Genomic DNA, 23,544 nt, shown 5'->3' on the forward strand with positions numbered 1-23,544 from the left:
TCAGATTACTATTCCAAGCGCTTTCAGCCCGTTAAAAATACCAGAATCAGTCACAGCGGTCGTCTTTTTGTCTGCATGCTCAAACAAATCTGGATGTGCATTTCCCATTGCGATTCCTGTCCCTGCAAATTCCAGCATTTCTTTATCGTTCATCCCGTCGCCAAAAGCGATCGAGGCTTCCCGGGGAATGCCAAGCTCTTTCATGACAACCTCCAGGGCATAACCCTTATTGACCGTATCACGGATTACGTCGTAACAGTCACGCATTCCATCAACATTAACCTGGGAAAGATGGATTCCATCCCTTTCATAAAGGTGCTGTTCACCTTCTTTGAGTGAGAGGACTGTCATTCCGAGGATCTGATCGAAGTGTTCAGGCTTAATCAGCGCGTTTTTGTTAAGATGGAACTTAGCGAGGAAGTCTTTCATCTTACCGGCATCTTTATCGGTCAATAAGTTCTGTTCACTCGAATAAAGCACTGCCTCATGCTTGTGCTCTTTTGCTGTTTGCAAATATTCTTCGATCACCTGCCGGTCCATCGGCTTATCCAGGACCTTTTTGCCTTTATGTATGGCAAAGGCTCCATTATATCCGATAAAAGATGAAATGTTCAATTCTTTTCCGATTTCCGCTATTTCATGCAATGGCCTGCCGGTGGCAAGAAACACTTCGATGCCTTTTTCTTTTGCCTGTGCGACTGCACGCCTGGTCGATTCCTGTATGGTATCATCAGGAAGCAGGATGGTGCCGTCAATATCCAAAAAGATAATTTGATAAGCTGTCATGTCAATACTCCTTGTGGCTGGTTATTTAAAGGGGATTCTAGCATAAAAAAGGGGAGAAATCCATTATTCCGGCAGACAGCAAAAAGCGCCGGCTCCTGCCTGCGCTTTTTGATCCTTACCGGATAATCATATAGCGGCCATAAAACTGCGGACCCTTAGACCGGTAAGCAAAATTGGTCTTTCCCTCAATGCCAAACGATAAACGTGAAGTCGCTGTTAACCGAATCATCGATACCAGTCCCTCCTGATTAGTTTTGACCTTGCCTCTATAACAAGGGAGGCAGGGGATTCAAAAACTAAGAAAGCATTAGAATCGCCGTTAACGAGAAAAAGCGCCAATTCCTTGAATAGGCGCTTTTTCTCAATCCTCAGAAAGGATTGTGGAAACTATACATCGGGGCCGAATCGATGTTTACGTATACCGATTCAGGATAAGTGTCCCAATTGACCTGTCAGTAAAAGTTTCCTCTTGTGCAACGCCAAATACCAATCTTGAAGTCGCTGTTCTGCGATCCATCGCTTCCAGTCCCTCCTTTAATATTTTGGCTTGCATTATTTATATACCACCTTGTGATGGCATCAAACATTATTATTGAAAAGGCTGTGTTAGTGTACCTTGTTGATTTTTGGCTCATTCGTGTGAAACTCTGTTTCACACGCATTTCAGCACAGCTGAAATGAGCCCAAGATCAACAACAATGTTTAACAAATCCATTGAAAAAAAGAGAATCAAACTTTTATAGAGACATATATTTGTGGTAGAATAAAATCTGTCATTTTCTACAACTGTATAAAAATCCGTTCCTGAAACGGTAGAGGTTCTAGCTACCCTCTCAAAAAAACTAAGGAAAACAGCACCGCTTTCTTAGTGGTGCTGTTTTTCTGATAAAGGAGATAAAAACATGAAAAACGAAAAAGCAATCGTCGTCTTCAGCGGAGGCCAGGACAGCACGACCTGCCTTTTTTGGGCAAAAAAGAACTTTAAAGAGGTGGAGGCAGTCACCTTTGATTACGGACAAAGGCATATTGCCGAGCTTGATTGCGCCAGAAGAATTGCCGCTGATCTAGCTATCCAGCATCATGTACTTGACATGAGCCTTTTAAATCAGCTGGCGCCAAACGCTTTGACTAGGAAGGATATCAAGGTAGAGGAGAAGGAGGGTGAGCTTCCTTCAACCTTCGTCCCAGGCCGGAACCTGCTGTTTTTATCTTTTGCTGGAGTGCTTGCCAGCCAGGTTGCAGCCAAGCATATCATTACAGGCGTATGCGAAACAGATTTCAGCGGGTATCCCGACTGCCGCGACCAGTTTGTAAAATCGCTTAATGTCACATTGAATCTTTCAATGGACAGCCAATTTGTCATTCATACACCGCTCATGTGGCTGAATAAGGCGGAAACATGGAAGCTGGCTGACGAACTGGGGGCGCTTGATTATGTAAAAGAGCAGACTCTGACTTGCTATGAGGGCATTATCGCTGACGGCTGCGGGGAATGTCCTGCCTGCAGGCTGCGGAAACGCGGACTTGAAGATTATCTTGCTGAAAGGCAGGGAGTCTGATATGTATGGCTTCCGGATCGTCGACAAGCTTCAGAAGATAAATGAAGATATAAAGCAAAGCCAGCTAAAATATCATACAAAAAGAGTATTAGTAAGCAAGGAATTCACTTTCGATGCTGCCCATCATCTCCATTGCTATGAAGGAAAATGCAAAAACCTTCACGGGCATACCTACAAAGTCATTTTCGGAATCAGCGGGTATGTGGATGAAATTGGCCTTTTGATAGACTTTGGAGATATTAAAGAAATATGGAAAACACAAATTGAAGTCCATCTTGATCATAAATATCTGAATGAAACGCTTCCTCCGATGAATACCACAGCTGAAAATATGGTTGTCTGGATTTATGAGCAAATGTCTGCCTGCCTAAGGGATTACTCGCCGCAGCAGGATGCAAGGGTAGAATTTGTGAGATTGTTTGAAACTCCGACCAGCTATGCAGAGGCGAGGAGGGAGTGGATGGAGAATGAGTAAGATTCCCGTTATGGAGATTTTCGGGCCTACTATCCAGGGTGAGGGGATGGTCATCGGCCAGAAGACAATGTTCGTCAGGACCGCCGGCTGTGACTATTCATGCTCATGGTGCGATTCTTCCTTCACTTGGGATGGAACAGGCAAGGAGCTGATCAGACAGATGGATGCAGAAGAAATCTGGAATGAGCTTAAGGCAATCGGCGGGGAAGGCTTTTCATTCGTCACGATTTCCGGCGGCAATCCTGCTCTCCTTAAAAATCTCGACAAACTGATTAGCCTGTTGAAAAAAGAAAATATTAAACTCTGCCTGGAAACACAGGGCAGCCGCTGGCAGGACTGGTTCTATTCCATAGATCAGCTGACAATCTCGCCAAAGCCGCCAAGCTCTGGCATGAAAACAGATTTCGAAGTTCTTGATGATATTTTCCAAAGACTGGCACACCGATTTACGCACCAGGTGAGCTTGAAAGTGGTTATTTTTGACGAAAATGATTTTGAATACAGTAAAGAGGTTATGAAACGATATCCTGGAATTCCATTTTACCTGCAGGCAGGAAACGAAAATTTATCTGCTGCAAACAATAATGAATTTCTGAGTGAACAGCTGAAAAAATACAGCTGGCTGATCGAAAAAGCAATGCTTGATGACGAAATGAAAGAAGTAAGGGTCCTGCCCCAGCTGCATACATTTGTTTGGGGGAATATGAGAGGGATATGATTGGTGCGGTTATAGGACAGCCGTGATGGGCTAGAAGTATTGAAAAAATTATAGAGAACAGTTGATTGCAGTGCAAGGCACGTAGACTCCTGCGGGAGATAGCGGCAAGGCTGAGACCCCGCATGAGCGGAGCGAAGAGGAGGCTTAGCGCCGCCCCGCGGAAAGCGAAGTGCCTGGAACGGAAATCAACACCCCTATTACTGGTAAATTAAAATAGAAGCAGACTACACTGGCTTTTTTTACCAGGTATATTATCTTCAACGATCTATATCATTCCAATGCAGAGTAGTTGATAAAGACTAAAGATTCTTTATCTAAATTTTGTCTCACACAAATATAAAAAGCCAAAAGCAGCAACCCTGCTTTTGGCTTTCTTACTTATACCTGCTTCAATGCTTCCTTAATCGGTGTTTCCCCGTTCAGTATTTCAAATGTTTTATTAAAAGTATTCTCAAGGTCAACCGCTTCTGCCAGTACGGCAGCGACATCTTCACGGGTTATCTCCCTTGAGCCGTATTCCTGTATTTTTTCTTCCAGCAGAATTTTTCCCGTTGCAGGCTCATTAAGAAGTCCGCCCGGACGTACGATCGTATAATCCAGCCCTGATGAACGCAGATGATCGTCAGCAAGTTTCTTGGCCACAAAATAATGCTTCATGGATTCTATCCCTGTATCAGGAGTGTCTGCATTCATGCTGCTGACAAGAAGAAAGCGGCTGATATTATGCTTTTTCGCCTGGTCAATCGTCTTAATTGCACCCCAAAGGTCTATGAGTATGGTCTTATCTGCACCTGTGTGCCCGCCGGAACCAGCAGTGAATATAACACTGTCCACTCCTTCAAAAGCGTGTGTGAAGTCTTTTTCCAAGTCACCGATGACCACTTCATCAGCACCAATGTCTCTCAGTTCGTTAACCTGCTCTTCCTTGCGAACCATAGCAACTGACTTGTGTTCCGTTTCTGCCAGTTTTCCAATCAGATGTCTGCCTATTTGTCCATTTGCTCCAACAATCAGGATATTCATGTTTCATTCTCCTTTCCAAGTACATCATAGTATAATAACAATCTACCCTGATAGACCTGAAACATTCCGCCTGCAGCATATCTCTTAATAGGAAATAAGGAATATTTCTTGGGAAAGCGCATAATCTGACAAGCCGGCGCTTTTCTTACCGAAAAACTAAGCATACTGGCGTATTATGACGCATCAGCTCGAAAGACGACTTATTGGGAGCAGTTTGTTATAATAGAACATAGTTGAAACTTCATTTTTTATTAAACGGTTTCGGTTTTGGAGGTGTTAAATTCATGCTGCAAACAGCCAAAACACTTATAAATGCAGATGATATAGAGGAAATGCTGAAAAAGATGGTGGAAAAGGCGTATCTGGACATCAAGGACGATCCGATGCTGCTCTGCATTGACTGCAGTGATGTAGACCTGTATGTTGCTTCATCAGGAAATCTTGAGTTCGAAGAGCTGGTAAAGGCCAATTTTAAGCTGGATGAATACGGAGACCCCTTAGACAATAAAGAGTACCAGACATTAATGTGTGAGCTTCATGACTGTTTTATAGAGCTCCATAAATCGAGCGGATTGTTCGATTATTTCCCTGAAGGTGAGTATGAAGTAAAAGGAGAAAAAAGAGATTCGGAAACAGATATGCTGGGGCCAAAGGGAGTCTTTTTCGCTCCGTTTGAGGATGCACTCATCTAAAAAGGAACGCTGCCTTACAGGCAGTGTTCCCTTGATTACAATGGCTGGTTTTCACTGAATTCTCTTTCAGCTGCAGGGAAAATCAGTATAAATTCAGTCCCTTTATTCTTGTCGCTGATGATTTTATAGTGCCCATCAAGCCGTTTAATTATATCAAATGAAATAAGCAAACCCAGGCCGGTGCCTTTCGTTTTTGTTGAATAATAGGGGCTGCCAAGCTGTTTAATCTGTCCAGGTGAAAGACCTGTGCCCTCATCTTTTATTTTTACGGATACTTCTTTCTGATCCTGCTCTGCGGTGACAACGATAGAACCTCCGTCCGGCATCGATTCAACCCCGTTTTTTATGAGATTGATAAGCAGCTGCTTAAATTCATTTGCATTCCCATATATAAACAAATCCTCCTGGGCACGGCAGATGATTTCTGTTTGGGATAAAAGCGCAAAAGGCCTGATGAATTCGGAAATTTCTCTTACAAGATCTGTTAGCGACAGCTTTTCCTTTGAGGTTATTGAAGGCTTAGCCAGCGAGAGGAAGTCCGAAATAATATGATTTGCCCTGTCAAGTTCTTCTAGTGAAGTTGCAACATATGACCGCTGGCCGTCTGTCAGGTTATGTTCATCCTTCATAAGCTGCAGGAATCCTCTGATTGTCGTCATGGGGTTTCTTATTTCATGGGCAACAGAGGCTGCCAGCTGGCTGATGGCATTGGATTTGTCTGCTGTTTGAAGCTTTTCAGCCATTTCCGAGTGCAGTCGGTACATTTCCATAATATAAATGGCAGCACATAGACTGATAAAAGATAAAAGAAAGAAAAGGCCAAGGTTCACGGCATTCTGAATATGCCCGGTCTGCAGGAAATAAATCAGCCTGGTAAGCGTGATAAAAAAATAAAAAGCAAAAGCAACGATTGTTTTACCCAGAATGTTCATTCTCTGGTATTTTTTCCGCATAAAAAGCATCGGCAGCGATATAATAAAATAATTTACGAGAGTAACATAAAGATTATCTGCATTAAAAAGGGCCATGAATATCAGAAGGGCGGCGATTGACAAATACCCTCCCAAAGGTCCAAGATAGAAAAAGCAAAAAAATACAGGTATGAACTTCATATCAAATTCAAGGCCATTGGCCATTCTCACAGGAAATGCCAGTGTCAGCATCAAGGAGGCAGCGGCAGCAAAAAACATGAGCCATGCTCTTTTTTCATGTTTCAAGCTTATGTTGTGCATAAGCGGGATAATCAACATGATAAAAAAATGAAGAAATAGATTCTCAGCAAACTCCCGCAACTTCATCAGCCTCCACTCTAAAAGTACTATCAAAAACATTATAGCAAATATTATGAAAATGAATAGGCGGCATTTCAGAAGCCTTCAAAGGACTTTACAAATTAGCCAATAAAAATCAAAGGAATGGTAGTTATGGACAATCAAGACAGGAAAATGCTCAGAATGAAAGATATCGTTAGGGAAGGAGACCCCATTTTACGAAAAAAAACAGCTGAAGTAACGGTCCCTCTCAATCAGGAAGACCATGATATCATGGAAATGATGATAGAATACTTAAAAAACAGCCAGAATCCTGAATTGGCCTCAAAATATCAGCTCAGACCTGGAGTCGGCCTCTCTGCAAACCAGATTGGGGAAGATAAAAGAATGTTCGCTGCCTTCTTCAGGGATGAAAAAGGGGATGTAAAAGAACTGAGGGTTTTCAACCCTAAAATCGTCAGCCATTCTGCGGCAATGGTCTATCTTCCGGAAGGGGAGGGCTGTCTTTCGGTCGACAGGGAGGTTAAAGGCTATGTTCCCCGCTACGAAAGAATAAAGATTAGATATTCCGATGAAAAAGGCGAGAAGGTGGAGATGCGCCTAAAAGGGATTGCATCTGTCATCGTCCAGCATGAAATTGATCATCTGAACGGCATCATGTTTTATGACCGCATCAACAAAGACAATCCTTTCGAGCTGCCTGACGGTGCAGCGGCTGCTGAGTTGTTTTAATAGAGTAAAAAACAGAAAAAAAGGAGCGAATCGCTCCTTTTTTTAGTATGGGTCGTTATCTGTGAAAGAAACTGAAGAAATGGCCTGTTCAATTGCTCGGTATGCCTGGCCGAAAGCTGCTGACGAGGAAGGGGTCCCTTCATTCAGCAGCTCTTTACTGCTGTTTCGGGCATGTGTCAGACTGTTGATGAGATCCTGGATCATAATCTTTTTATCCCCGGCTGTTTCTTTTAGTTCTTCAAGCTCATTGATGCATGAATCCAGATCCAGGGACTCAGGATGTTCAAAATTTTCCTCCAGCAGCTGTTTAATATGTTCTAATTGTTCTTTCATATTGGATTCTCCTTATCAGACTCAAAATAGTGCAAAGTTTTTCAAGCGATGCACGAAATAGACTTGATTTACAGAGGCTGCACACAGCAGGAGCCTCCATTTTCCTTACAAACCTTCTAATCCTACACCGCTAGTTTGGCTGTTCTCCATGGCTTTATACAGTCTTTTTTCAAAACAAAGAAAGCAGCCGACCGGGCTGCTTTCTGCTGATCCTATACTGTTATAAGTCCTGCTTCCTGCAGATTCGATGGTTCGCCAACAATTCCCTGAACCTCTGCACCTTCTAATGTTTCCTTCTTCAGAAGGGCTGCAACCAGGCACTCAAATTCGTATTCATGGGTTTTAATAAGCATTTCTGTTTTCTCCAAAGCCTGCTGGAACAGCTCTTGCATCTTGGCTTCTTTTTCCGCTTTGACAAAGGTCAGCTTGAAACCGTCCTGGAATAAGCCGATTTCTACCATCTGCTCAAGGATATGCTTGGCCTGCTGGACATCGCCGCTGACCCCGATGCTGTGCTCCCCGAGGTAAAGCCTTTCTGCCACTCCGCCAGCCAGAATCATGCTGACCTGGTCCAGGAGTTCGCTGCTGGTTGACAGATGGAGCTCCTTCGGTATAGGAGCTACATATCCCAGTGCCTGACCGCGGGGAATGATTGTAGCTTTTCTTACTGAACCAGGCTTGGTGATGGCAGCAATCAAAGCATGTCCAGCTTCATGGATGGCAACCCTCTTTTTCGTCTCAGGGTCCTGAAGCGGTCGTGTTGTGCTTCCTAGCACCGTTCGGTCGATCGCAAAATCAAGGTCTTCTTTATCTATTTTTTCTTTCCCGTTCCGGATGGCCCTTCTGCTTGCTGTTTCAAAGAGAGAGCTGATGTCCGCTCCAGAGAAGCCGGAAGTGCTTTCGGCCAGTGCCGGCAGGGAAGCTGCTACATCTTCTGCGAGAAGCTTGCCTTTTGTGTGGATGCTGATGATTTCCTGCCTTCCTTTAGTATCCGGAAGCGGAACAAGGAAAGAGAAGTCAATCCTGCCTGGACGGAGGAATGCATCATCAAGCATATCCTTTCGGTTGGTAGCAGCAATGAATAAAATGCCGTCATTGGAGTGGCCGCCGTCAAGCTGTACAAGCAGCTCAGTCAAAGTTTTCTCGCTTTCGTCCCCGCCATGCTGCTTCCGCTTGCCGGCAAGAGCATCGACTTCGTCAATAAAGACGACTGCAGGGGAATGCTTCCTGGCATTCTGGAATAAGCTCCTGACTCTTGAGGCGCCTACGCCGACAAACATTTCATTAAATGAGGATCCGCTGGTTGAAAAGAATGAAGCACCGATTTCCTTTGCAATCGCCTGTGCAAGCAGCGTCTTGCCTGTACCTGGAGGTCCATAGAGCAATATTCCCTTTGGCGGCTTCACACCAAGCTGGATGGATGCTTCCCGGTCTTTAATAATGGAAAGTGTCTGGAGAATTTCTTCCTTCATTTCATCCTGAAGGCCCCCGATATCATCCATCGTGATGGCAGGAAGAGGCTTTGCCTTGCTGGCGCTGTTTTTCATTGAATTGGCAGTAGATATTCCTTTACCGGATTTCTGGAGATAAAGGCCGATCCCTGCAAAAAGGATCAGCGTTCCACCCAAAATCCAGAACGTATATGGATTTGCGGAAGAATAGCTGTACTGGATATTATAATTTTCGATCAGTTTGGCAACCATTTGGCTGTTTGGAGGCACCTGAGACACATACTCAGCTGTTCCTGCGGTCAAATGGAGGGTGCCGTTTTTCATTTCTTTTAAAATGACAGTTTCACTTTGGTGATCCTGAATGATATTTTCTATGGAAGAAAAGGGAATGGTAACTTCTTTGCTGCCGGATAGACTGAACCACAGTGCAGCAGCAGCTATTAGAATGGCCAATGAAATAAGGGGGACAGGTTTCGAAATTTTTTTGAAAGTGGATTTCAACAATTTCCCTCCTAAATGAATCTATCTCCATTATAGGAAAACTTGTTCGGACTGTATAGATTTATGCAAGGGAAAAAACATGTAATTTTTGGTAAAAGGTTTTAATCTCTATTTTACAGGGTATTTAAAAAGCTTCTTGACAAGGAAGTCGAGGACCGTCTTGTTAACAGCGGACACTCCCATGATGATCAGAACTCCGCCGATGCTGCCGTATAATGGGATTCTTTCCCCGAGAATAAGGATCGCTGCCAGCAATGTAAACAGCGGTTCAAGGTACATCATGACCGAAACCTGAGTCGCTTCGAGCACCTCAAGCGCCTTTCCCCAGTACCAGTAGCCCAGGGCCGATACAAAAATGCCAAGAAATAGCAGGTGCAGCCATCCATCGAAAGGGAGGGTATACAGTACTTCAAATCCGCCATTTCTCAATAAAAATGGCAGAGTCGCAAAGCAGCCTATCAGGCTTGTCCAAAAGGTGAGGGCAAGAGAAGAATAGGGAAGTGCGAATTTCTTGGACAAAATAGAATAAACCGCCCAATTGAAGGTGCTGAAGAGCAGGAGAAAATAACCAAGTCCAGGCTTGAATTGAAGTGTTCCCCCTGAATTTTCCGCCGAAATGGCCAATACCCCTGTAATGGCAATCATCATTCCCCCAATTTTAAGGAGAGAAAGCTTTTCAGATAAAAAGAGGAAGGAAAGCAGACTAGTAAATACAGGCGTGAAAGAAATCATCCAGCCGGCAGCAGAGGCATCCAGCGTCAGCATGGCAGAGGCCTGTACCATTTGATGGATGAACACCCCTAACACCGAAAGAATAAAAACTTGGGCGAAATGCTCTTTTTTTATGTAAAAGGATTCTTTGAATATTATGAGAAGGCAGCCAAGGAAGATGGCAGCAATCATAAATCTTAAGGAAACCAGGGCACCCGGTGCCAAATAATCTACCAGCCATTTGACTGAAACAAAAGAAACCCCCCAGAACGCAATTGCCAAAAGTGCGTACCATAAAGATAGAACCCGATTGCCCAGCATGATTCCCGCCTCCCACCAGCCTTCCATTATTTTTATTCAATAAGCAAGGAAAATAGAATGGAAGATGTAATTGCAGAGAAGTCAGAAACTCATAAATTGATAGTGATAGGAAATTTATGCCAGTTGAGAATGGTTTTATGAAAATCTATCAAATAAATCGCTGCGTACAAATAGGGCAGATGTCAGAATAGCAAGAAGACAGTATGCTGAATCGGCCCATCCTAACCAGTTTTTCCCCGGATGGAGGAATTTGCATGAATAAATATCTGAAGAAAGTATTCCTGGAAGATGAAGAGGCTTGCAGGGTTCTTAAGGACCTTCTGCTAGCAGGGAATTTGATGAAATATCAATACAATTGGTCAGGGCAAGCAGCAATTTTTATTTTCCTTTATTAGGAGAAAGGAGAAGACCATCCTGAGGCTTATGCCTAATGCTTCCTCAGAAAGAATAAAGACCGAAATGGATTTTCTGCAGGAAATGCATAATAAATATGATTATTCATTATACCCTTTGTCAGCAGGGGACGGTTCAAGCACAAAAACGGCAGACTACAGGCCAATCGGCAAGCTGCCAGCTGCTGTGCTTTCATTCATTCATGGAGAGATAGATGAGGTCAGTGTTCTGGACAGCAGCCAGCTGGAGAATTGGGGGTCGGCCCTGGGTAAATTCCACCTTGCGTCACAAGGCTTTCATGGAAAAGCCTGAGTGGATTGATCATACCCTGAAAAACAGCAATAAGGCAGTAAGGAGCGAATTTGAAGCTGTTTCCGATTGGATGATGAATCTCCATGCTGCAGAGGGAAAAGAGGGCCTCATTCATTTCGACTTTGAACTCGACAACCAGATCTGGGATGGGAAAAAGATCCATCCAATTGATTTTTGAAAGTTTTTCTTATTCCTGGTTTGCTGCTGATATTGCTTTTGCTTTAAGGGATTTGCCTATAGGGGGCATGGAATATGATTGCTTCATACTAGGGTACAGACGTCATAAGGACATATTTGAAGAAGAATTGTCCTGGATTCCGATCTTCCAGAGGTGGCACGATTTATATACTTTTGCTGCAGTAATCAGGGCTGGAGATATCAATTTCACTTCCGGGCAGGAGTCCCATTGGCTATATCAGCTTGATGAAAAGCTGAATAGAAAATTGCGGCAGTATCTTGACAATCGAAAATAAGTAGCGTATATTTAATTCCAATAAAACTTATAGGAATACTCTTATCCAGAGAGGCGGAGGGAATTGGCCCTATGAAGCCTCGGCAGCAGACTCCTTGCGAGAACTGTGCCAAATCCAACAAGCGGAAGCTTGGAAGATGAGAGGAGCGGCAGCCATTCGCGCATAAAGCCTCTTCTGCTTCCGGGCCATCGGACAGAAGGGGTTTTTTTATTGAAGGAAAAATTAACAATGACAAAAGAAGATAAAAAGGATCAGCTGATTTCAGAACTGCTGTCCATGGGTATATACAAACAAAAAGGCCGGCAGCTGTTTCAGGTGCCGTATGAAGAACTTTTAAAACTTTATCAGGAAAACAGATCTTACAAGAATGAATAGAGGGAAGGGACTATATATGTCAGAAAGCATTAAAATACCTTGGAAGGATAAGCACCTGTGCGGATCGGTGGATTTTCCGGCAGGATTCAGCAAAAACCGCCGCTATCCCCTGGTCATCATCTGCCATGGGTTTACAGGCAGCCGTATTGGCGTCGACAGGCTATTCGTAAAAGCTTCCAACCGGCTCACTGCCGATGGGTATCTTGTCCTCCGCTTTGACTATGAGGGCTGCGGGGAGAGCCCGGGTGACTATGGTGAAACAGGTCTTCACGCTTTGCTGGAGCAGACTTTATCTGCCGTCGATTTTGCAGGGAAGCTTAAATATGCAGACCCTCATTCGCTTTCACTCATTGGCCACAGCCTCGGCGGAGCCGTTGCCGTTCTGGCTGCATCAAAGGATGACCGCATCCGGGAGCTAATCATATGGTCGGCTTCTGCAAAGCCATATCAAGATATCGCTTCCATTGTCGGCAGGGAAAAGGTAAAGGCACTGGACAAGGGAGCTTCACTGGATTATCTGGGCTATCAATTAACGGAAAAATATTTTTCATCACTGAAAAGATATGAACCATTGGAAGAGCTTGCGGCATACCGGAGCGATGTCCTGATTGTGCATGGAACAGCTGATCGAGATATCCCCGTATCACACTCGGGAAAATATGCAGAAGAATTCAGGAAGCGGAAGGAAGGATCATGTTCTTTGCATTATGTTGAAGGAGCCTGCCACACTTATTCAGCAGGCCGCAGCTTTGCAGAGCTGATCGATTGCACCTCAGAATGGCTCAATGCTTTCAGGGATCAGCAGTCATATGCATCCCTATGAACTGAAAAAACGCTGAAAAGGACCGGGAACTGAAAGATCCGGTCCTTTCTGGTCATTTTAGGATTCTATCCAGGTAGCGGCGGAGGGTTTTTTCTATTCTGTCCGGTTTCAGACGTTCAGGTTCGAACATGCTGTGCAGGGCAAGCCCGTCAATGAAACTGTATAACATTTCAGTCTCAAGATCCAGATCCAGGCCATCCTTCAGCTCGCCTTTGGACTTTAGAAAGTCTATCATTTGAACAATCCCCGTATAAATCCCCTGCTTCAGGCTGCGGAATTCCTCCTTTTGCCTGCTGTAAGCAATAAACGCAAACCAGACCTCCATTTCTGCCATTTTCTCATCTGTGGTTGGAGTAATTTCAAGCAGAATATTGAAAACCTTTTCCCTTGGCGGTAAATCCTTTGATGCAATCTCCGAAACCCTGTTTATCACATTTTCATTTACCAGCTTCATGGCATAGACAAGCAGTTCATCTTGTGTGGAAAAGTAGTGGCGCAGTGCCCCAAGAGAAACACCGGCTTCTGCTGCGATATTGCGGACAGACGCACCTTCCATTCCTTTATCCAGAATAACCTGCCAGGTGGCTCGGGCAATTCTTTTTTTCCTTTGTTCATGATCAACTATCTTAGGCATGGTTTCAGTTTAACAGACCATAACACAGGTTTCAATTTTAAATAATACACTTGTATTGCAAAAATTATGATGTTATGATGAGTTTAAACAATACAAGAGTACTGGAAGGGGAAGGTATGAACTGGATACTGTGGGTCATTATCGGGTGTGAAGCCGGTTTTTGGGTTTTAATATTGGCCGGCCTTTCTATGCGTTATCTTTTCGGAAAAAAGAAAACCGGTCTCATCCTGCTCGCGATGACTCCTGCAGTGGATCTGATCCTGCTGGCAGCAGCAGCAGCGGATTTATACAGAGGCTCAGAAGCAACACAGGCACATGCTTTGGCTGCCGTATATATTGGTGTGTCGATTGCCTTTGGAAAAAGTATGATCAAGTGGGCAGACGAAAGGTTTTTATATTACATCGCCAAAAAGGGCAAACGGCCGGAAAAAAGATATGGTTTGGAACATGCAAGGCATAATATAAAAGGTTTTGCCAGACATGCGGCTGCATATCTCATCGGGGCTGCATTGCTGTTGGGAACTGTGCTTATCGCAGATGATCCGGGTAGAACGGAAGCTCTATCCGGAGCCGTGAAAATATGGTCGATTGTTCTGGCAGCAGATTTGATTTATTGCATCAGTTTTTTTATCTGGCCAAAGGCCCCTCAAAAGAACAAAGAGATGAATATATGAAAGAATATCCCGCCTCAACCTTCGAGGCGGGATATTCATATGTTCTCTTTTTTCAGTTCTTCCTCATCAACCAGAAAAGGTAGTTCCCTCTTCTCCAGTTCTTCAATGAATTCCTTCCTATGTTTAAGCGAATTCATGCTGATATTAAAAGGAGGACATCCGTTTCCTTAATTGATCTTCACCAATCTTTTCTTTCTGGCAGGAAGCCTTTCTATGTACTTTTCTTCATCCTTCACGATAACCCCGAGGAAAGCATTGCCATGGACCTCATATGGAAAGATTCCTTCAAAATCTTCCCAGGCAATCTGTCCGGGGCCGCCTGGTCCATTGACTTCCAGACCCTCTGTGCTGAAAGAAACTAACGGGGATTTGTCAAAAATCATTCTTGCAAAAGGCAGGGCACACCCGAATAATAAAACAGCAAACATAGAAAAAAATAATCAGCATAAAAAGTTCCCTGTTTTCTTCATTTAAAACCATATCGGCAGCCAGCCAGGCAAAAAATACACCAGCAGCCAATACAATCAGCATAAACAGAAAAATCTTTCCTTTAGCCGAATAAAATCGTTTTTCCATATTGTCCCCCCTTATTCATTAATTGGTTCCATATGGAAAAATAACCCTTTTTTGAGATATAAACCAAAAAAATACATGCCGAAGCAATAATTCGAAATTCGAAACGTTTGAGTAGAATTTAAACATAAAAAGAGAAATAATAGAAGCAATCTTAATTTAAGGTGTGGTTTTTTATGTCCCAGCAAGACTTTACACAAGGGAATATCCTGAAGCAAATGTTCATTTTTTCTACGCCCATCATGCTGACGAATCTGCTGCAGGTTTCCTACCAGTTCGTGGACAGCCTTTGGGTGGGGAATTTGCTCGGGGCTTCTTCCCTCGGGAGCATCGCCGTTTCCAGCACAGTCATATTCACGGTTCTGTCATTCATTATTGGAATCAACAATGCCGCTTTGACCATTCTGTCACAGCAAAAGGGAGGAGATGATGAAAAGGGGCTGAGGCAATATCTCAATAGTTTTGTAATCATCCTCACTCTGCTTTCGCTGGCTCTGGGTGCAGCAGGATATCTGGCTTCAAAGCCTATCCTTCAATGGCTCGATACACCTGAGGCATTGATTGCGGAAGCAGACTCGTATTTAAAGATCAATTTTCTCGGCATCCTTTTTTTATTTGGATACAATTTTCTCGGCACAATCCTTCGTTCCCTGGGGGACAGCAGGACGCCGCTGATTTTTGTACTGGTTGCAGTAGCTCTTAACAGTGTGTTGGACCCCATATTCATTTCGGTCCTCGGCTGGGGGATTGATGGAGCTGCATATGCCACTCTTGTGGCCCAAGGGGCCGCATTCATATCTGGCATGTATATTGTCCTGAAAAGAAAGCTCGCCCCATTCTCACTGCCATTCATGCCGCAGAAGGCTGAAGTGTGGACTATTCTCAAATTAGGCATACCGTCAGGTCTTCAGATGATGGTGATCTCAGCAGGTGTTATGGCCATAATGAGTGTGGTGAATTCCTTTGGGACGGACACAGTTGCAGGCTTTGGGGCAGCGCAGAGAATAGACAGCCTGATTATGCTGCCGGCTTCAGCGCTCGGCACGGCCGTCAACAGCATGGCAGGGCAGAATATTGGGGCAGGTCTATGGAAAAGGGTTCATAAAATAGCGCTGTATGGATCACTTTATAATTTAGTCATCATGCTTATGATTGCGGGAACGGCTGTGCTATTGGCAAAAGCCGGGATATCACTGTTCATTTCCGATCCGGGAGCCGTTGAGTTTGGTACAGGCTATCTTGTATCTATCGCTTTCTTCTATCCGTTCCTCGGACTCAATTTTGTATTGAATGGCATAGTCAGGGCAGCAGGGGCCATGTTCCAGGTGCTTGTGCTCAATATCATCTCATTTTGGGTGCTGAGGTACCCTTTAACCTACCTGTTCTCACAGTGGATGGGGGAGGAGGGGATTGCATACGGAATGGGAACAAGCTTTATGATCAGCAGCATAATTGCTTTTTCGTACTATAAATTTGGCCGATGGGACCGGAAAAGGGTATTTTCACCTGAGAGTTAACATGCAAAAGACACTCCCGTGCGGAGTGTCTTTTGTCGTGTGGAAAAAAGGAAATTTTTGTATCCCGCAGGCTCCTGGATAAATGACTGCGGAGAAAAAAGGAAAGTTATGTATCCCATCAGGCTCCTGGGCTACATGAGTGCGGAGAAAAAAGGGAAGTCATGTATCCCATCAGGCTCCTGGGATACATGACTGCGAAGAATAAAAGGAAGTCATGTATCTCATCAGGCTCCTCGGATACATGAGTGCGAAGAATAAAAGGAAGTCATGTATCCCATCAGGCTCCTCGGATACATGAGTGCGGAGAAAAAAGGGAAGTCATGTATCCCATCAGGCTCCTCGGATACATGAGTGCGGAGAAAAAAGGAAGTCATGTATCCCATCAGGTTCCTGGGATACATGGGTGCAAAAATTAAAGAAATCATGTATCCCATCGGAGGTCTGGATACATGGCTCGGCTGCTCGTTGCTGTATCATTTACTATTTTCAAGCGTTACAGTTTTTTATAAAAAACTCCTCTTCACCTTTTCCCAGAAAGAGTTTTCCCCTTAAGTTTTACAGTTTTAATTATTTGCCGGTCAGTTTGGCTTCAATTTATTTCGACATGCTGAGACACTCCACCAAAGAGTGTCTCTTTTCAGCTTTCCGGGCGTTTTGCTCCTTCCTTAAAACTATACAAATATCGCTCCAGCTTTTCTTTAATTTCTTCGTTTTTTAATGCAAACTCGATTGAAGCCTGCAGAAAACCGAATTTATCACCGGTATCATAGCGATTGCCTTCTATCAGACATGAATACATGGGTCCTTCTTTCAGGAGCTGCGACAGAGCTTCAGTCAGCTGGATTTCTCCAGAAGGATCAGGCTGAAGGGACTCCAAAACAGGAAATATCTCAGGTGTAAGGACATAGCGCCCGATGATTGCCTGGTTGGTCGGAGCTGATTGCTTCGGAGGCTTTTCGACCAGCCGTTCAATTTTGCAAAGATTGCCTGCTTTAAACGAATAATCGATGATCCCGTATTTGGAAACATCTTCCCATGGAATTTCTTTTGCGCCGACCATGCAGGATCCAGTTTCCTTAAACTGGCTGATCATCTGCAGGAGGGCAGGGGTGCCGGAATCGACCAGGTCATCACCGAGGAGGACAGCAAAAGGCTCATTCCCGATAAATTGTTTTGCACAAAGAACCGCGTGCCCGAGCCCCAAAGGCTCCTTTTGCCGTACATAATGGATGGAAGCGAGATTCGAAGCCGCTTCCACTTTCTTTAAGAGTTCGGTTTTGCCGGTTTTCTTCAGCATCAGCTCAAGTTCGACCGACTTATCGAAATGGTCTTCAATTGCTCGTTTATTCCTCCCGGTAATAATGATGATATCCTCAATGCCGGAAGCAATGGCTTCCTCTACGATGTATTGGATGGCAGGTTTGTCGGCAACCGGCAGCATTTCCTTTGGCTGGGCTTTTGTGGCGGGCAGAAAACGGGTGCCAAGGCCGGCTGCCGGAATGACCGCTTTTCTGATCATACTTAATACCTCCCAGCAGATTTTAACTAAACTAAGTCACTCAACAGAATATATGAACAGGGACAAACGGGATATGCACCTTTTAATCAGGAAAAAAAGGAATAGTTCTCCTGAAGCCCGCACAATTTAATATCAATGCAAGAGAGTTAGCGGGGTGTATGAATTGACAGGAAATCTATTCCTGAAAGACAGAAAATATATCGTCATGGCGCTTGCTGCCATAGCCTTGTATGTAAGCCCATTATTCATTCTCGGGGAAGATGCGCATATACGCGTCCATGACAACCTGGATTCTAATCTGGCCTGGTATAAAGTCCTCAGAGAAAGCGGGCAGACTTTTGGAACGGCAGAGGCTGTCATACCGCAGGTCATCAACGGCCTTCCGCGCAATGCCTTTGGAACTGAACTCAGCGGCATCGTCTGGCTATTTTCTATTTTTCCGACCATGACAGCCTATGCCCTCAATCAGCTTTTTACAAGATGTGCCGCCTTCATGGGCATGTACCTTTTGCTGAAAAGCCATTTTATCAAGAATCCTGAATGGTCTGCCATCAGGGCAGGTGCAGCACTTGCATTCGCGCTGACTCCATTTTGGCCATCAGGAATGCTGAGCACGCTTGGTATGCCCCTTGCCTTATGGGCTTTTTTGAATATACGGAAGGGGAAGGCGGACTGGAAAAGCTATCTTGCGCTCGCGCTGCTTCCTTTTTACTCCAGCTTTGTTCTCGGATTTTTCTTCTTCCTTGCTGCAATGGGTGGCTTATGGCTGTTTGACCTATTCAGGGGAAAAGGCCTCAATTTGCGGTTCCTTGCGTCTATTGCCGGCATGACCCTTTTATATCTGCTGGTTGAGTACCGCCTTGTCCACTCCTTTCTTTTCCTGGAAGAAGATAACAGCCGTGATGAATATTTTCATGCACGGCTTACATTTGCCCATTGCATCAGGCTCGCCTTTAAAAACTTCGTTCTGGGCCATACCCATGTCATGACAGTTCATGGGCTGATTATCCTGCCTGTCACTCTATATGCTTTATTCCTGGTCTGGAAGAATAAAAGCTGGCGTCAGGAGAGAATTTACGTATTTTTATTTGTCTTTAATTTTCTTCTGTCCTTCTGGTACGCTTTCTGGTTTTATAAAGGATGGCTTCCATTGACAGAGCGATTTCATTTTATGGACACCTTCAATTTTGCCAGGTTCCACTTTTTGCGGCCGCTTATCATTTATATGGGATTCGCGCTCGCTTTAAGGATTGTCTGGACATCGTCGAAGACCAGAAAGAGCATCCTTGCCGTCATTATCGCTCAGATTCTTTTGCTTGGAGCCTTCAATGAAGAAATCATTTACAGCAGGAAGCCATCGGTCAAAGAATTCTACGCAGAAAATTTATTCCTGGAGATAGGAAAATACATAGACAGGCCAAAGGAGGATTACCGGGTCGCAAGCATAGGCATCCATCCGGCAATCGCCCAGTATAACGGCTTTTATACCCTTGATACGTATAATAATTTCTACCCGCTCTCCTATAAGCACCGGTTCAGGAAAATAATTGCGCAGGAATTGGCAAAAAATAAGACCATACGCCGGTATTTCGATGAGTGGGGAGGAAGGTGTTATATCTTTACTGCTGAACTGGGGAAGCATTATATGTTCAAAAAAAATTCTAATAAGAAGCTTAATAATCTTGAATTGGATACCGCTGTTTTCAAGGAAATGGGCGGGCAGTATATTTTTTCTGCCGTACCGATTTTAAACAGCATGGAAAACGGGCTTGAGCTGGAGAGAGAATTCACAACAGGGGATGCTGCCTGGAAGATTTATCTGTATAAGGCAATATAGACATCTAGGAGGAAGCAGAATGACTGAAACCATATTGACGATCGTTGTACCCTGCTATAACGAAGAAGAGATGCTGGCATATACGATGGCGGAACTTGGCAGGCTGATGGAGGACCTTGAAACTGAAGGGCTGATTTCCAGCTCGAGCAAGCTTCTGTTTGTTGATGACGGAAGCAGGGATAGGACATGGAATCTCATCCATAAAGAAAGCCTGAAATCAGAACGGGTGACAGGGCTTAAGCTGTCCAGGAACTCAGGGCACCAAAATGCTCTTCTTGCAGGAATATTCACCAGCATGAAATCATCGGATTGTATTGTTACAATCGATGCTGATCTGCAGGATGATCCCGGGGCTATAAGGGAATTCCTGATAAAATATCATGAAGGCTGTGATATTGTCTATGGAGTGAGGAGCAAGCGCGAAGAAGATACCTTTTTCAAACGGGCCACCGCACAGGGTTTCTATAAAATGATGGCCAAGCTTGGCGCCAGCCTGGTCTACAATCATGCTGATTTTCGTCTCTTAAGCAGGCGTGCTGCTGAGGAGCTGGCACAGTATGGAGAAACAAATATGTTCCTGAGGGGAATCATCCCCCTTATCGGCTTCCGCTCTGCCCAGGTATTATATGAGCGGAAAGAGCGGATGGCAGGAGAAACGAAATATCCGCTGAAAAAGATGATTTCTTTTGCACTCGACGGATTAACTTCTTTTTCTGTGACGCCGATCCGGCTGGTCTTATTGGCAGGCATCGTTTCATCGGTGATCAGCATCCTTTTCGGGACTTATTTTCTTTTTCTTAAATTTACGGGAAGCACTGAAGCAGGGTGGACATCCCTCATTTCGTCCATCTGGCTCATAGGCGGGGTGCAGCTTACCGCTATCGGGATGATTGGGGAATATATAGGCAAAATCTATAAAGAAACGAAAAGGCGTCCCAGATTCATCGTCGAAATCGATACCTATACACTGCCTGCGTCACTTCAGCTGAAAAACAGGGAGATGGAGCAGGATGAAGGTTACAGCATCAAGTATCGCCAGCTTCCTGAAACCAACTGATACAATTATCAGGTTCCTGCTTGTCGGCCTAATCAATACTCTGATCGGGCTTGGCAGCGTTTATATTCTATTGTGGGCAGGGGCAGGGTACTGGCTCTCCACGTTCCTCGGAAATGCTGCTGGTGCTGTGACAAGCTATTTTCTTAATAAAGCTTATACATTTAAAAGCTCACAGCCTTTTATAAAAAGCGGTCTTCTTTTTGCGAGCCTTGCGGCAAGCTGCTATTTTATTTCCTACAGCCTGGCAAAGAAGCTGGCATTGATTTTGGACAATCATCTGGCATTCTATCCAGAAACGGCGGCAGTGCTGTTGGGAACTGTATTATATACAGTGTTGAATTATTTAGGCCAGAAATATATTGTATTTAAAAGGTAGGCAGCTTCCATTTAGCTGTCTATTTTTATCTCTTTTATAACTTGCTGAATGTTTAGATAATTATGGTAATATAAGATGAGGGGAAGGAGGAGCCGCGGTCCTTATTGTTATGGAACAGAGGATGAATTCTTTTTATCTGCTGAAACATCGCCGGCTCATATGATTCGGCCGGTTGAAAAAACTATATAGCAGATTTGGTGGTATTAGAAAATTTAACATAAAGTAGAGGCGTGAAAGCGATGTTTATAGTAAATGTTGAAGCAGCAGTCCACAGAAATGGAAAATGGCTGATCGGAAAAAGAAGCAGCCAGGAAAGCCACGCAGGGGGAATGCTGGCTCTGATCGGGGGGAAGGCGGAGAGGGAAGGCCACTCCAAAGATATTTTAGAAAGAACAGTAAAAAGAGAAATCCTTGAAGAAACAGGAGTACTGATAAAAGACGAAATGGAGTATGTATGCAGCAGTTCTTTCATAACGGATAATGGATGCCATGTGGTTGACATTGTTTTTCTGTGTGAATACGAAAGCGGGGAAGCCAGTCCAGTCTGTCCTGATGAAAACGAAGAAGTGATGTGGATGAGCAGCAGAGAAATCCTTGAGCAGCCGGATGCACCTGAATGGCTGATGCGGAGCATTGCGGCTGCAGAAGATCTCTTAGATAAAAGGAGGCAACGAGCAGACACAGGCAGGACGGTTTAGCAGTGAAGGAGGGCTATTTCAAACAAAAAGGAGGTGCACCTAAATGGAATTCAACGTAAATGGTGAGTATTTGATTGATAGCATTAGTGAGGCGGCAAGGATTGCTGGAGGAAGCCATGGTGATGCTGCTGGCAAACTAGTTATGATAGAAGCGCACAGCGGGGGCCTTTCTGTCTCTTCCGGAAGCGGGGGCCGGTCTGTTATTTTTGAGTTTCCATTCATAAACGGCAGGGATTCCGGACTGGATATATTGGAATATGGAAAGCTGGCAGCTGATGGAAGAATGCTTTCTGAAGTCATCAGGAAAATACCTGGGCGTTTAAGCATCAAAGCTTCAACTTCATATAAAATCTCCATTAGTTCAGCAGACGGGCAGATTTCTGCAACGATTGCAGGTTTCCCTTTAGAACAGCTTCCTGATTTAGCATATGGTGAGTTTCCTTATATATATACTTTGAAAGCATCTGATCTTGCAGCAGGATTGAGGAATACAGCTTCATCTGCGGCAAAAACAAGCTCAAGGCCAATCCTGGAAGGCATCAATCTGGCATTTGATGAAAGCGGGCTGACATTCACGGCGACAGATTCAAGCCGGCTTGCCATGTGGAAAGCTGCCGGATCTGCTGGATTCAGCCAGTCAATCACTCTGCCGGCAAGGAATGCAGCAGAATTGCTCAAATTGATTGGCAAGTCACCAAGCGGAGAAGCAGCCATTTATATATCCAATTCCCAGGCAGCATTCACCACATCAACATTCCGATTCTGCTCTTCGCTTTTGACCGGCAGATTTCCACCTTCTGAGAAGCTGACGCCGGAAGGGTGCAAAACAGAGTTAGTCATCAATAGGAAGCACCTTCTTCAAGGAGTCAAGCGGACGATGATATTTGCTGGAGAAAAAAGAAGCTCTCTTGTTTCCATCCAAGTCAAGGATGCAAACTCCATCACTATATCTTCCCCAATGTCTGAAATGGGCAAGGAGGTGCAGGAATTGCAGAGCATCAGCGGAGAAACAGAAGCTTCAGCAGTCATAAATGGGAGTTATCTGGCGGATGCGCTGATAGGAACAGAATCAGAATATATGAAAATAAGGCTTTATGGGACAATGAAGCCAATCCTTATCTCTTCCCTTGGGGAGGCAAACTATTTTCACCTCATTTCTCCTGTCAGGACTGCATCCGGGATGTTCCTTGGCAACAGACAGATTCAAAAACAGGACTAGAGCTGAAAGATTATAAAATCACTCTTAAGGGGATCAGTAAACAGAAAAACAAGAATTTTATCAAAAGAGGGAGCAGACTGTATCCAGTTGGCAGGCTGTATAAAGGAAGCCAGCTGGAAAACGGCCAAAGCGGGGAGGGGGAAGCAGGAGGTATTTTTCCTCCCATCCGGGCTTCTTCAGCTGAAAGGAGGCATGCCGCGGCCGATTTCCTTAATAATGCTGGTAATGGATTCAATATCCTGGGTTTCAAGTCCAAATGCATTTTTAATCTTTTTTTCTATATTGTCTGAAACATTCCGTTTCCCGATTTCAATCAAAGCAACCAATGAAAAGCTGCAATTAATCATTTTGGCAAATTCACGCTGTGAAAGATTATAGTTCTTTCTGATAAATTTAATGATTTCTTTATCCAAAGTTAAATCTCCTTTTTTCTTTTATTTTCATATTATAAAAGAAAGTGAAGAACTTCACTAGTGAAATATAAAAATAAA

At 44.2% G+C, this 23,544-nt stretch carries 28 protein-coding genes and 2 riboswitches; of the genes, 17 read left to right on the top strand and 11 right to left on the bottom strand.

Annotated features, from left to right (window positions below):
* Entirely contained in the window at positions 1-786 is a 786-nt protein-coding gene (locus ACQCVH_RS18915) for an HAD family hydrolase (RefSeq protein ID WP_426837150.1), read from the bottom strand.
* A gap of 809 nt (positions 787-1,595) precedes the next feature.
* A riboswitch (PreQ1 riboswitch) is annotated at positions 1,596-1,638 on the top strand.
* Positions 1,639-1,688: 50 nt separating this feature from the next.
* Here ACQCVH_RS18915 and queC point away from each other — a divergent pair.
* Genes queC through queE form a run of 3 tightly spaced genes read left to right on the top strand, consistent with a single transcriptional unit; the run spans position 1,689 to position 3,538 of the window.
* The gene (queC, locus tag ACQCVH_RS18920) at positions 1,689-2,345 is read left to right on the top strand and encodes a 7-cyano-7-deazaguanine synthase QueC (RefSeq protein WP_426837151.1); all 657 of its coding nucleotides are present in this window, start codon (positions 1,689-1,691) and stop codon (positions 2,343-2,345) included.
* 1 nt (position 2,346) lies between these two features.
* A complete protein-coding gene (gene queD, locus ACQCVH_RS18925; RefSeq protein WP_426837198.1) occupies positions 2,347-2,820 on the top strand; it encodes a 6-carboxytetrahydropterin synthase QueD in 474 nt (157 codons plus the stop codon).
* A complete protein-coding gene (gene queE, locus ACQCVH_RS18930) occupies positions 2,813-3,538 on the top strand; it encodes a 7-carboxy-7-deazaguanine synthase QueE (RefSeq protein WP_426837152.1) in 726 nt (241 codons plus the stop codon). The genes queD and queE overlap by 8 nt, the downstream gene beginning before the upstream one ends.
* A 378-nt stretch (positions 3,539-3,916) precedes the next feature.
* Here the strand turns inward: queE and ACQCVH_RS18935 are convergent, their stop codons facing one another.
* Complete coding sequence (locus ACQCVH_RS18935) at positions 3,917-4,561, bottom strand: SDR family oxidoreductase (protein WP_426837153.1); 645 nt, start codon at positions 4,559-4,561, stop codon at positions 3,917-3,919.
* A gap of 284 nt (positions 4,562-4,845) precedes the next feature.
* Between ACQCVH_RS18935 and ACQCVH_RS18940 the strand changes: the two genes are divergently transcribed.
* Entirely contained in the window at positions 4,846-5,253 is a 408-nt protein-coding gene (locus ACQCVH_RS18940) for a hypothetical protein (RefSeq protein WP_257991087.1), read from the top strand.
* A gap of 35 nt (positions 5,254-5,288) precedes the next feature.
* Here ACQCVH_RS18940 and ACQCVH_RS18945 read toward each other — a convergent pair whose 3' ends face one another.
* Positions 5,289-6,443 carry an ATP-binding protein gene (locus tag ACQCVH_RS18945; RefSeq protein WP_426837154.1) on the bottom strand — a complete coding sequence of 385 codons (1,155 nt, stop codon included), beginning with the start codon at positions 6,441-6,443 and terminating at the stop codon, positions 5,289-5,291.
* A gap of 234 nt (positions 6,444-6,677) precedes the next feature.
* Between ACQCVH_RS18945 and def the strand changes: the two genes are divergently transcribed.
* Positions 6,678-7,256 (top strand): peptide deformylase, encoded by a 579-nt coding sequence (gene def / locus ACQCVH_RS18950; RefSeq protein WP_426837155.1) that lies wholly within the window; start codon positions 6,678-6,680, stop codon positions 7,254-7,256.
* Positions 7,257-7,298: 42 nt separating this feature from the next.
* Here the strand turns inward: def and ACQCVH_RS18955 are convergent, their stop codons facing one another.
* From ACQCVH_RS18955 to ACQCVH_RS18965, 3 genes are all read right to left on the bottom strand, one after another.
* Complete coding sequence (locus ACQCVH_RS18955; RefSeq protein WP_426837156.1) at positions 7,299-7,589, bottom strand: hypothetical protein; 291 nt, start codon at positions 7,587-7,589, stop codon at positions 7,299-7,301.
* A 212-nt stretch (positions 7,590-7,801) separates the two neighbouring features.
* The gene (locus ACQCVH_RS18960; protein ID WP_426837157.1) at positions 7,802-9,541 is read right to left on the bottom strand and encodes an AAA family ATPase; all 1,740 of its coding nucleotides are present in this window, start codon (positions 9,539-9,541) and stop codon (positions 7,802-7,804) included.
* Positions 9,542-9,649: 108 nt separating this feature from the next.
* Positions 9,650-10,573 (bottom strand): DMT family transporter, encoded by a 924-nt coding sequence (locus ACQCVH_RS18965; RefSeq protein ID WP_426837158.1) that lies wholly within the window; start codon positions 10,571-10,573, stop codon positions 9,650-9,652.
* 459 nt (positions 10,574-11,032) lie between these two features.
* On the opposite strand from ACQCVH_RS18965, the gene ACQCVH_RS18970 reads away from it, so the two are divergent.
* The 5 genes from ACQCVH_RS18970 to ACQCVH_RS18990 all read left to right on the top strand — a co-directional run bounded on the left by ACQCVH_RS18970 (position 11,033) and on the right by ACQCVH_RS18990 (position 12,949).
* Positions 11,033-11,278 carry a hypothetical protein gene (locus ACQCVH_RS18970; protein ID WP_426837159.1) on the top strand — a complete coding sequence of 82 codons (246 nt, stop codon included), beginning with the start codon at positions 11,033-11,035 and terminating at the stop codon, positions 11,276-11,278.
* Positions 11,265-11,456: a hypothetical protein gene (locus tag ACQCVH_RS18975; RefSeq protein ID WP_426837160.1), complete on the top strand. Its 192-nt coding sequence runs from the start codon at positions 11,265-11,267 to the stop codon at positions 11,454-11,456. Before ACQCVH_RS18970 ends, ACQCVH_RS18975 begins: the two co-directional genes overlap by 14 nt.
* Positions 11,457-11,523: 67 nt before the next feature.
* Entirely contained in the window at positions 11,524-11,751 is a 228-nt protein-coding gene (locus tag ACQCVH_RS18980) for a hypothetical protein (RefSeq protein WP_426837161.1), read from the top strand.
* 38 nt (positions 11,752-11,789) lie between these two features.
* Positions 11,790-11,894: riboswitch (SAM riboswitch) on the top strand.
* 67 nt (positions 11,895-11,961) lie between these two features.
* A complete protein-coding gene (locus tag ACQCVH_RS18985; protein WP_426837162.1) occupies positions 11,962-12,126 on the top strand; it encodes a Fur-regulated basic protein FbpA in 165 nt (54 codons plus the stop codon).
* Positions 12,127-12,142: 16 nt separating this feature from the next.
* Entirely contained in the window at positions 12,143-12,949 is an 807-nt protein-coding gene (locus ACQCVH_RS18990; RefSeq protein WP_426837163.1) for an alpha/beta hydrolase, read from the top strand.
* 52 nt (positions 12,950-13,001) lie between these two features.
* Here ACQCVH_RS18990 and ACQCVH_RS18995 read toward each other — a convergent pair whose 3' ends face one another.
* Complete coding sequence (locus ACQCVH_RS18995; protein WP_426837164.1) at positions 13,002-13,583, bottom strand: TetR/AcrR family transcriptional regulator; 582 nt, start codon at positions 13,581-13,583, stop codon at positions 13,002-13,004.
* A 116-nt stretch (positions 13,584-13,699) separates the two neighbouring features.
* On the opposite strand from ACQCVH_RS18995, the gene ACQCVH_RS19000 reads away from it, so the two are divergent.
* Positions 13,700-14,257, top strand: coding sequence for a hypothetical protein (locus ACQCVH_RS19000; protein WP_426837165.1), 558 nt, complete (start codon positions 13,700-13,702; stop codon positions 14,255-14,257).
* Between the two features lie 167 nt (positions 14,258-14,424).
* On the opposite strand, the gene ACQCVH_RS19005 is transcribed toward ACQCVH_RS19000, so the two are convergent.
* Together ACQCVH_RS19005 and ACQCVH_RS19010 are read right to left on the bottom strand one after the other, a co-directional pair.
* On the bottom strand, positions 14,425-14,640 hold the full coding sequence (locus ACQCVH_RS19005) for an STM3941 family protein (RefSeq protein ID WP_426837166.1): 216 nt from the start codon (positions 14,638-14,640) through the stop codon (positions 14,425-14,427).
* On the bottom strand, positions 14,630-14,833 hold the full coding sequence (locus tag ACQCVH_RS19010) for a hypothetical protein (protein WP_426837167.1): 204 nt from the start codon (positions 14,831-14,833) through the stop codon (positions 14,630-14,632). Before ACQCVH_RS19010 ends, ACQCVH_RS19005 begins: the two co-directional genes overlap by 11 nt.
* 173 nt (positions 14,834-15,006) lie before the next feature.
* Between ACQCVH_RS19010 and ACQCVH_RS19015 the strand changes: the two genes are divergently transcribed.
* A complete protein-coding gene (locus tag ACQCVH_RS19015; RefSeq protein ID WP_426837168.1) occupies positions 15,007-16,347 on the top strand; it encodes an MATE family efflux transporter in 1,341 nt (446 codons plus the stop codon).
* 637 nt (positions 16,348-16,984) lie between these two features.
* Here ACQCVH_RS19015 and galU read toward each other — a convergent pair.
* Positions 16,985-17,866, bottom strand: coding sequence for a UTP--glucose-1-phosphate uridylyltransferase GalU (galU, locus tag ACQCVH_RS19020; RefSeq protein ID WP_426837169.1), 882 nt, complete (start codon positions 17,864-17,866; stop codon positions 16,985-16,987).
* A gap of 205 nt (positions 17,867-18,071) precedes the next feature.
* Here galU and ACQCVH_RS19025 point away from each other — a divergent pair, with 205 nt between their 5' ends.
* From ACQCVH_RS19025 to dnaN, 5 genes are all read left to right on the top strand, one after another.
* Complete coding sequence (locus tag ACQCVH_RS19025; protein ID WP_426837199.1) at positions 18,072-19,703, top strand: DUF6044 family protein; 1,632 nt, start codon at positions 18,072-18,074, stop codon at positions 19,701-19,703.
* 19 nt (positions 19,704-19,722) lie between these two features.
* On the top strand, positions 19,723-20,760 hold the full coding sequence (locus ACQCVH_RS19030; RefSeq protein WP_426837170.1) for a glycosyltransferase family 2 protein: 1,038 nt from the start codon (positions 19,723-19,725) through the stop codon (positions 20,758-20,760).
* On the top strand, positions 20,714-21,136 hold the full coding sequence (locus ACQCVH_RS19035; protein WP_426837171.1) for a GtrA family protein: 423 nt from the start codon (positions 20,714-20,716) through the stop codon (positions 21,134-21,136). The genes ACQCVH_RS19030 and ACQCVH_RS19035 overlap by 47 nt, the downstream gene beginning before the upstream one ends.
* A gap of 239 nt (positions 21,137-21,375) precedes the next feature.
* Positions 21,376-21,834 (top strand): NUDIX hydrolase, encoded by a 459-nt coding sequence (locus ACQCVH_RS19040; RefSeq protein ID WP_426837172.1) that lies wholly within the window; start codon positions 21,376-21,378, stop codon positions 21,832-21,834.
* 43 nt (positions 21,835-21,877) lie between these two features.
* Positions 21,878-23,053 carry a DNA polymerase III subunit beta gene (gene dnaN, locus ACQCVH_RS19045; RefSeq protein ID WP_426837173.1) on the top strand — a complete coding sequence of 392 codons (1,176 nt, stop codon included), beginning with the start codon at positions 21,878-21,880 and terminating at the stop codon, positions 23,051-23,053.
* Positions 23,054-23,229: 176 nt separating this feature from the next.
* Here dnaN and ACQCVH_RS19050 read toward each other — a convergent pair whose 3' ends face one another.
* Complete coding sequence (locus ACQCVH_RS19050; protein ID WP_224897264.1) at positions 23,230-23,466, bottom strand: helix-turn-helix transcriptional regulator; 237 nt, start codon at positions 23,464-23,466, stop codon at positions 23,230-23,232.
* Positions 23,467-23,544: the final 78 nt, after the last annotated feature.

Origin of the sequence: Bacillus infantis, assembly GCF_050107595.1 — a bacterium.
Taxonomy (GTDB): Bacteria; Bacillota; Bacilli; order Bacillales; family Cytobacillaceae; genus Bacillus_AB; species Bacillus_AB infantis_C.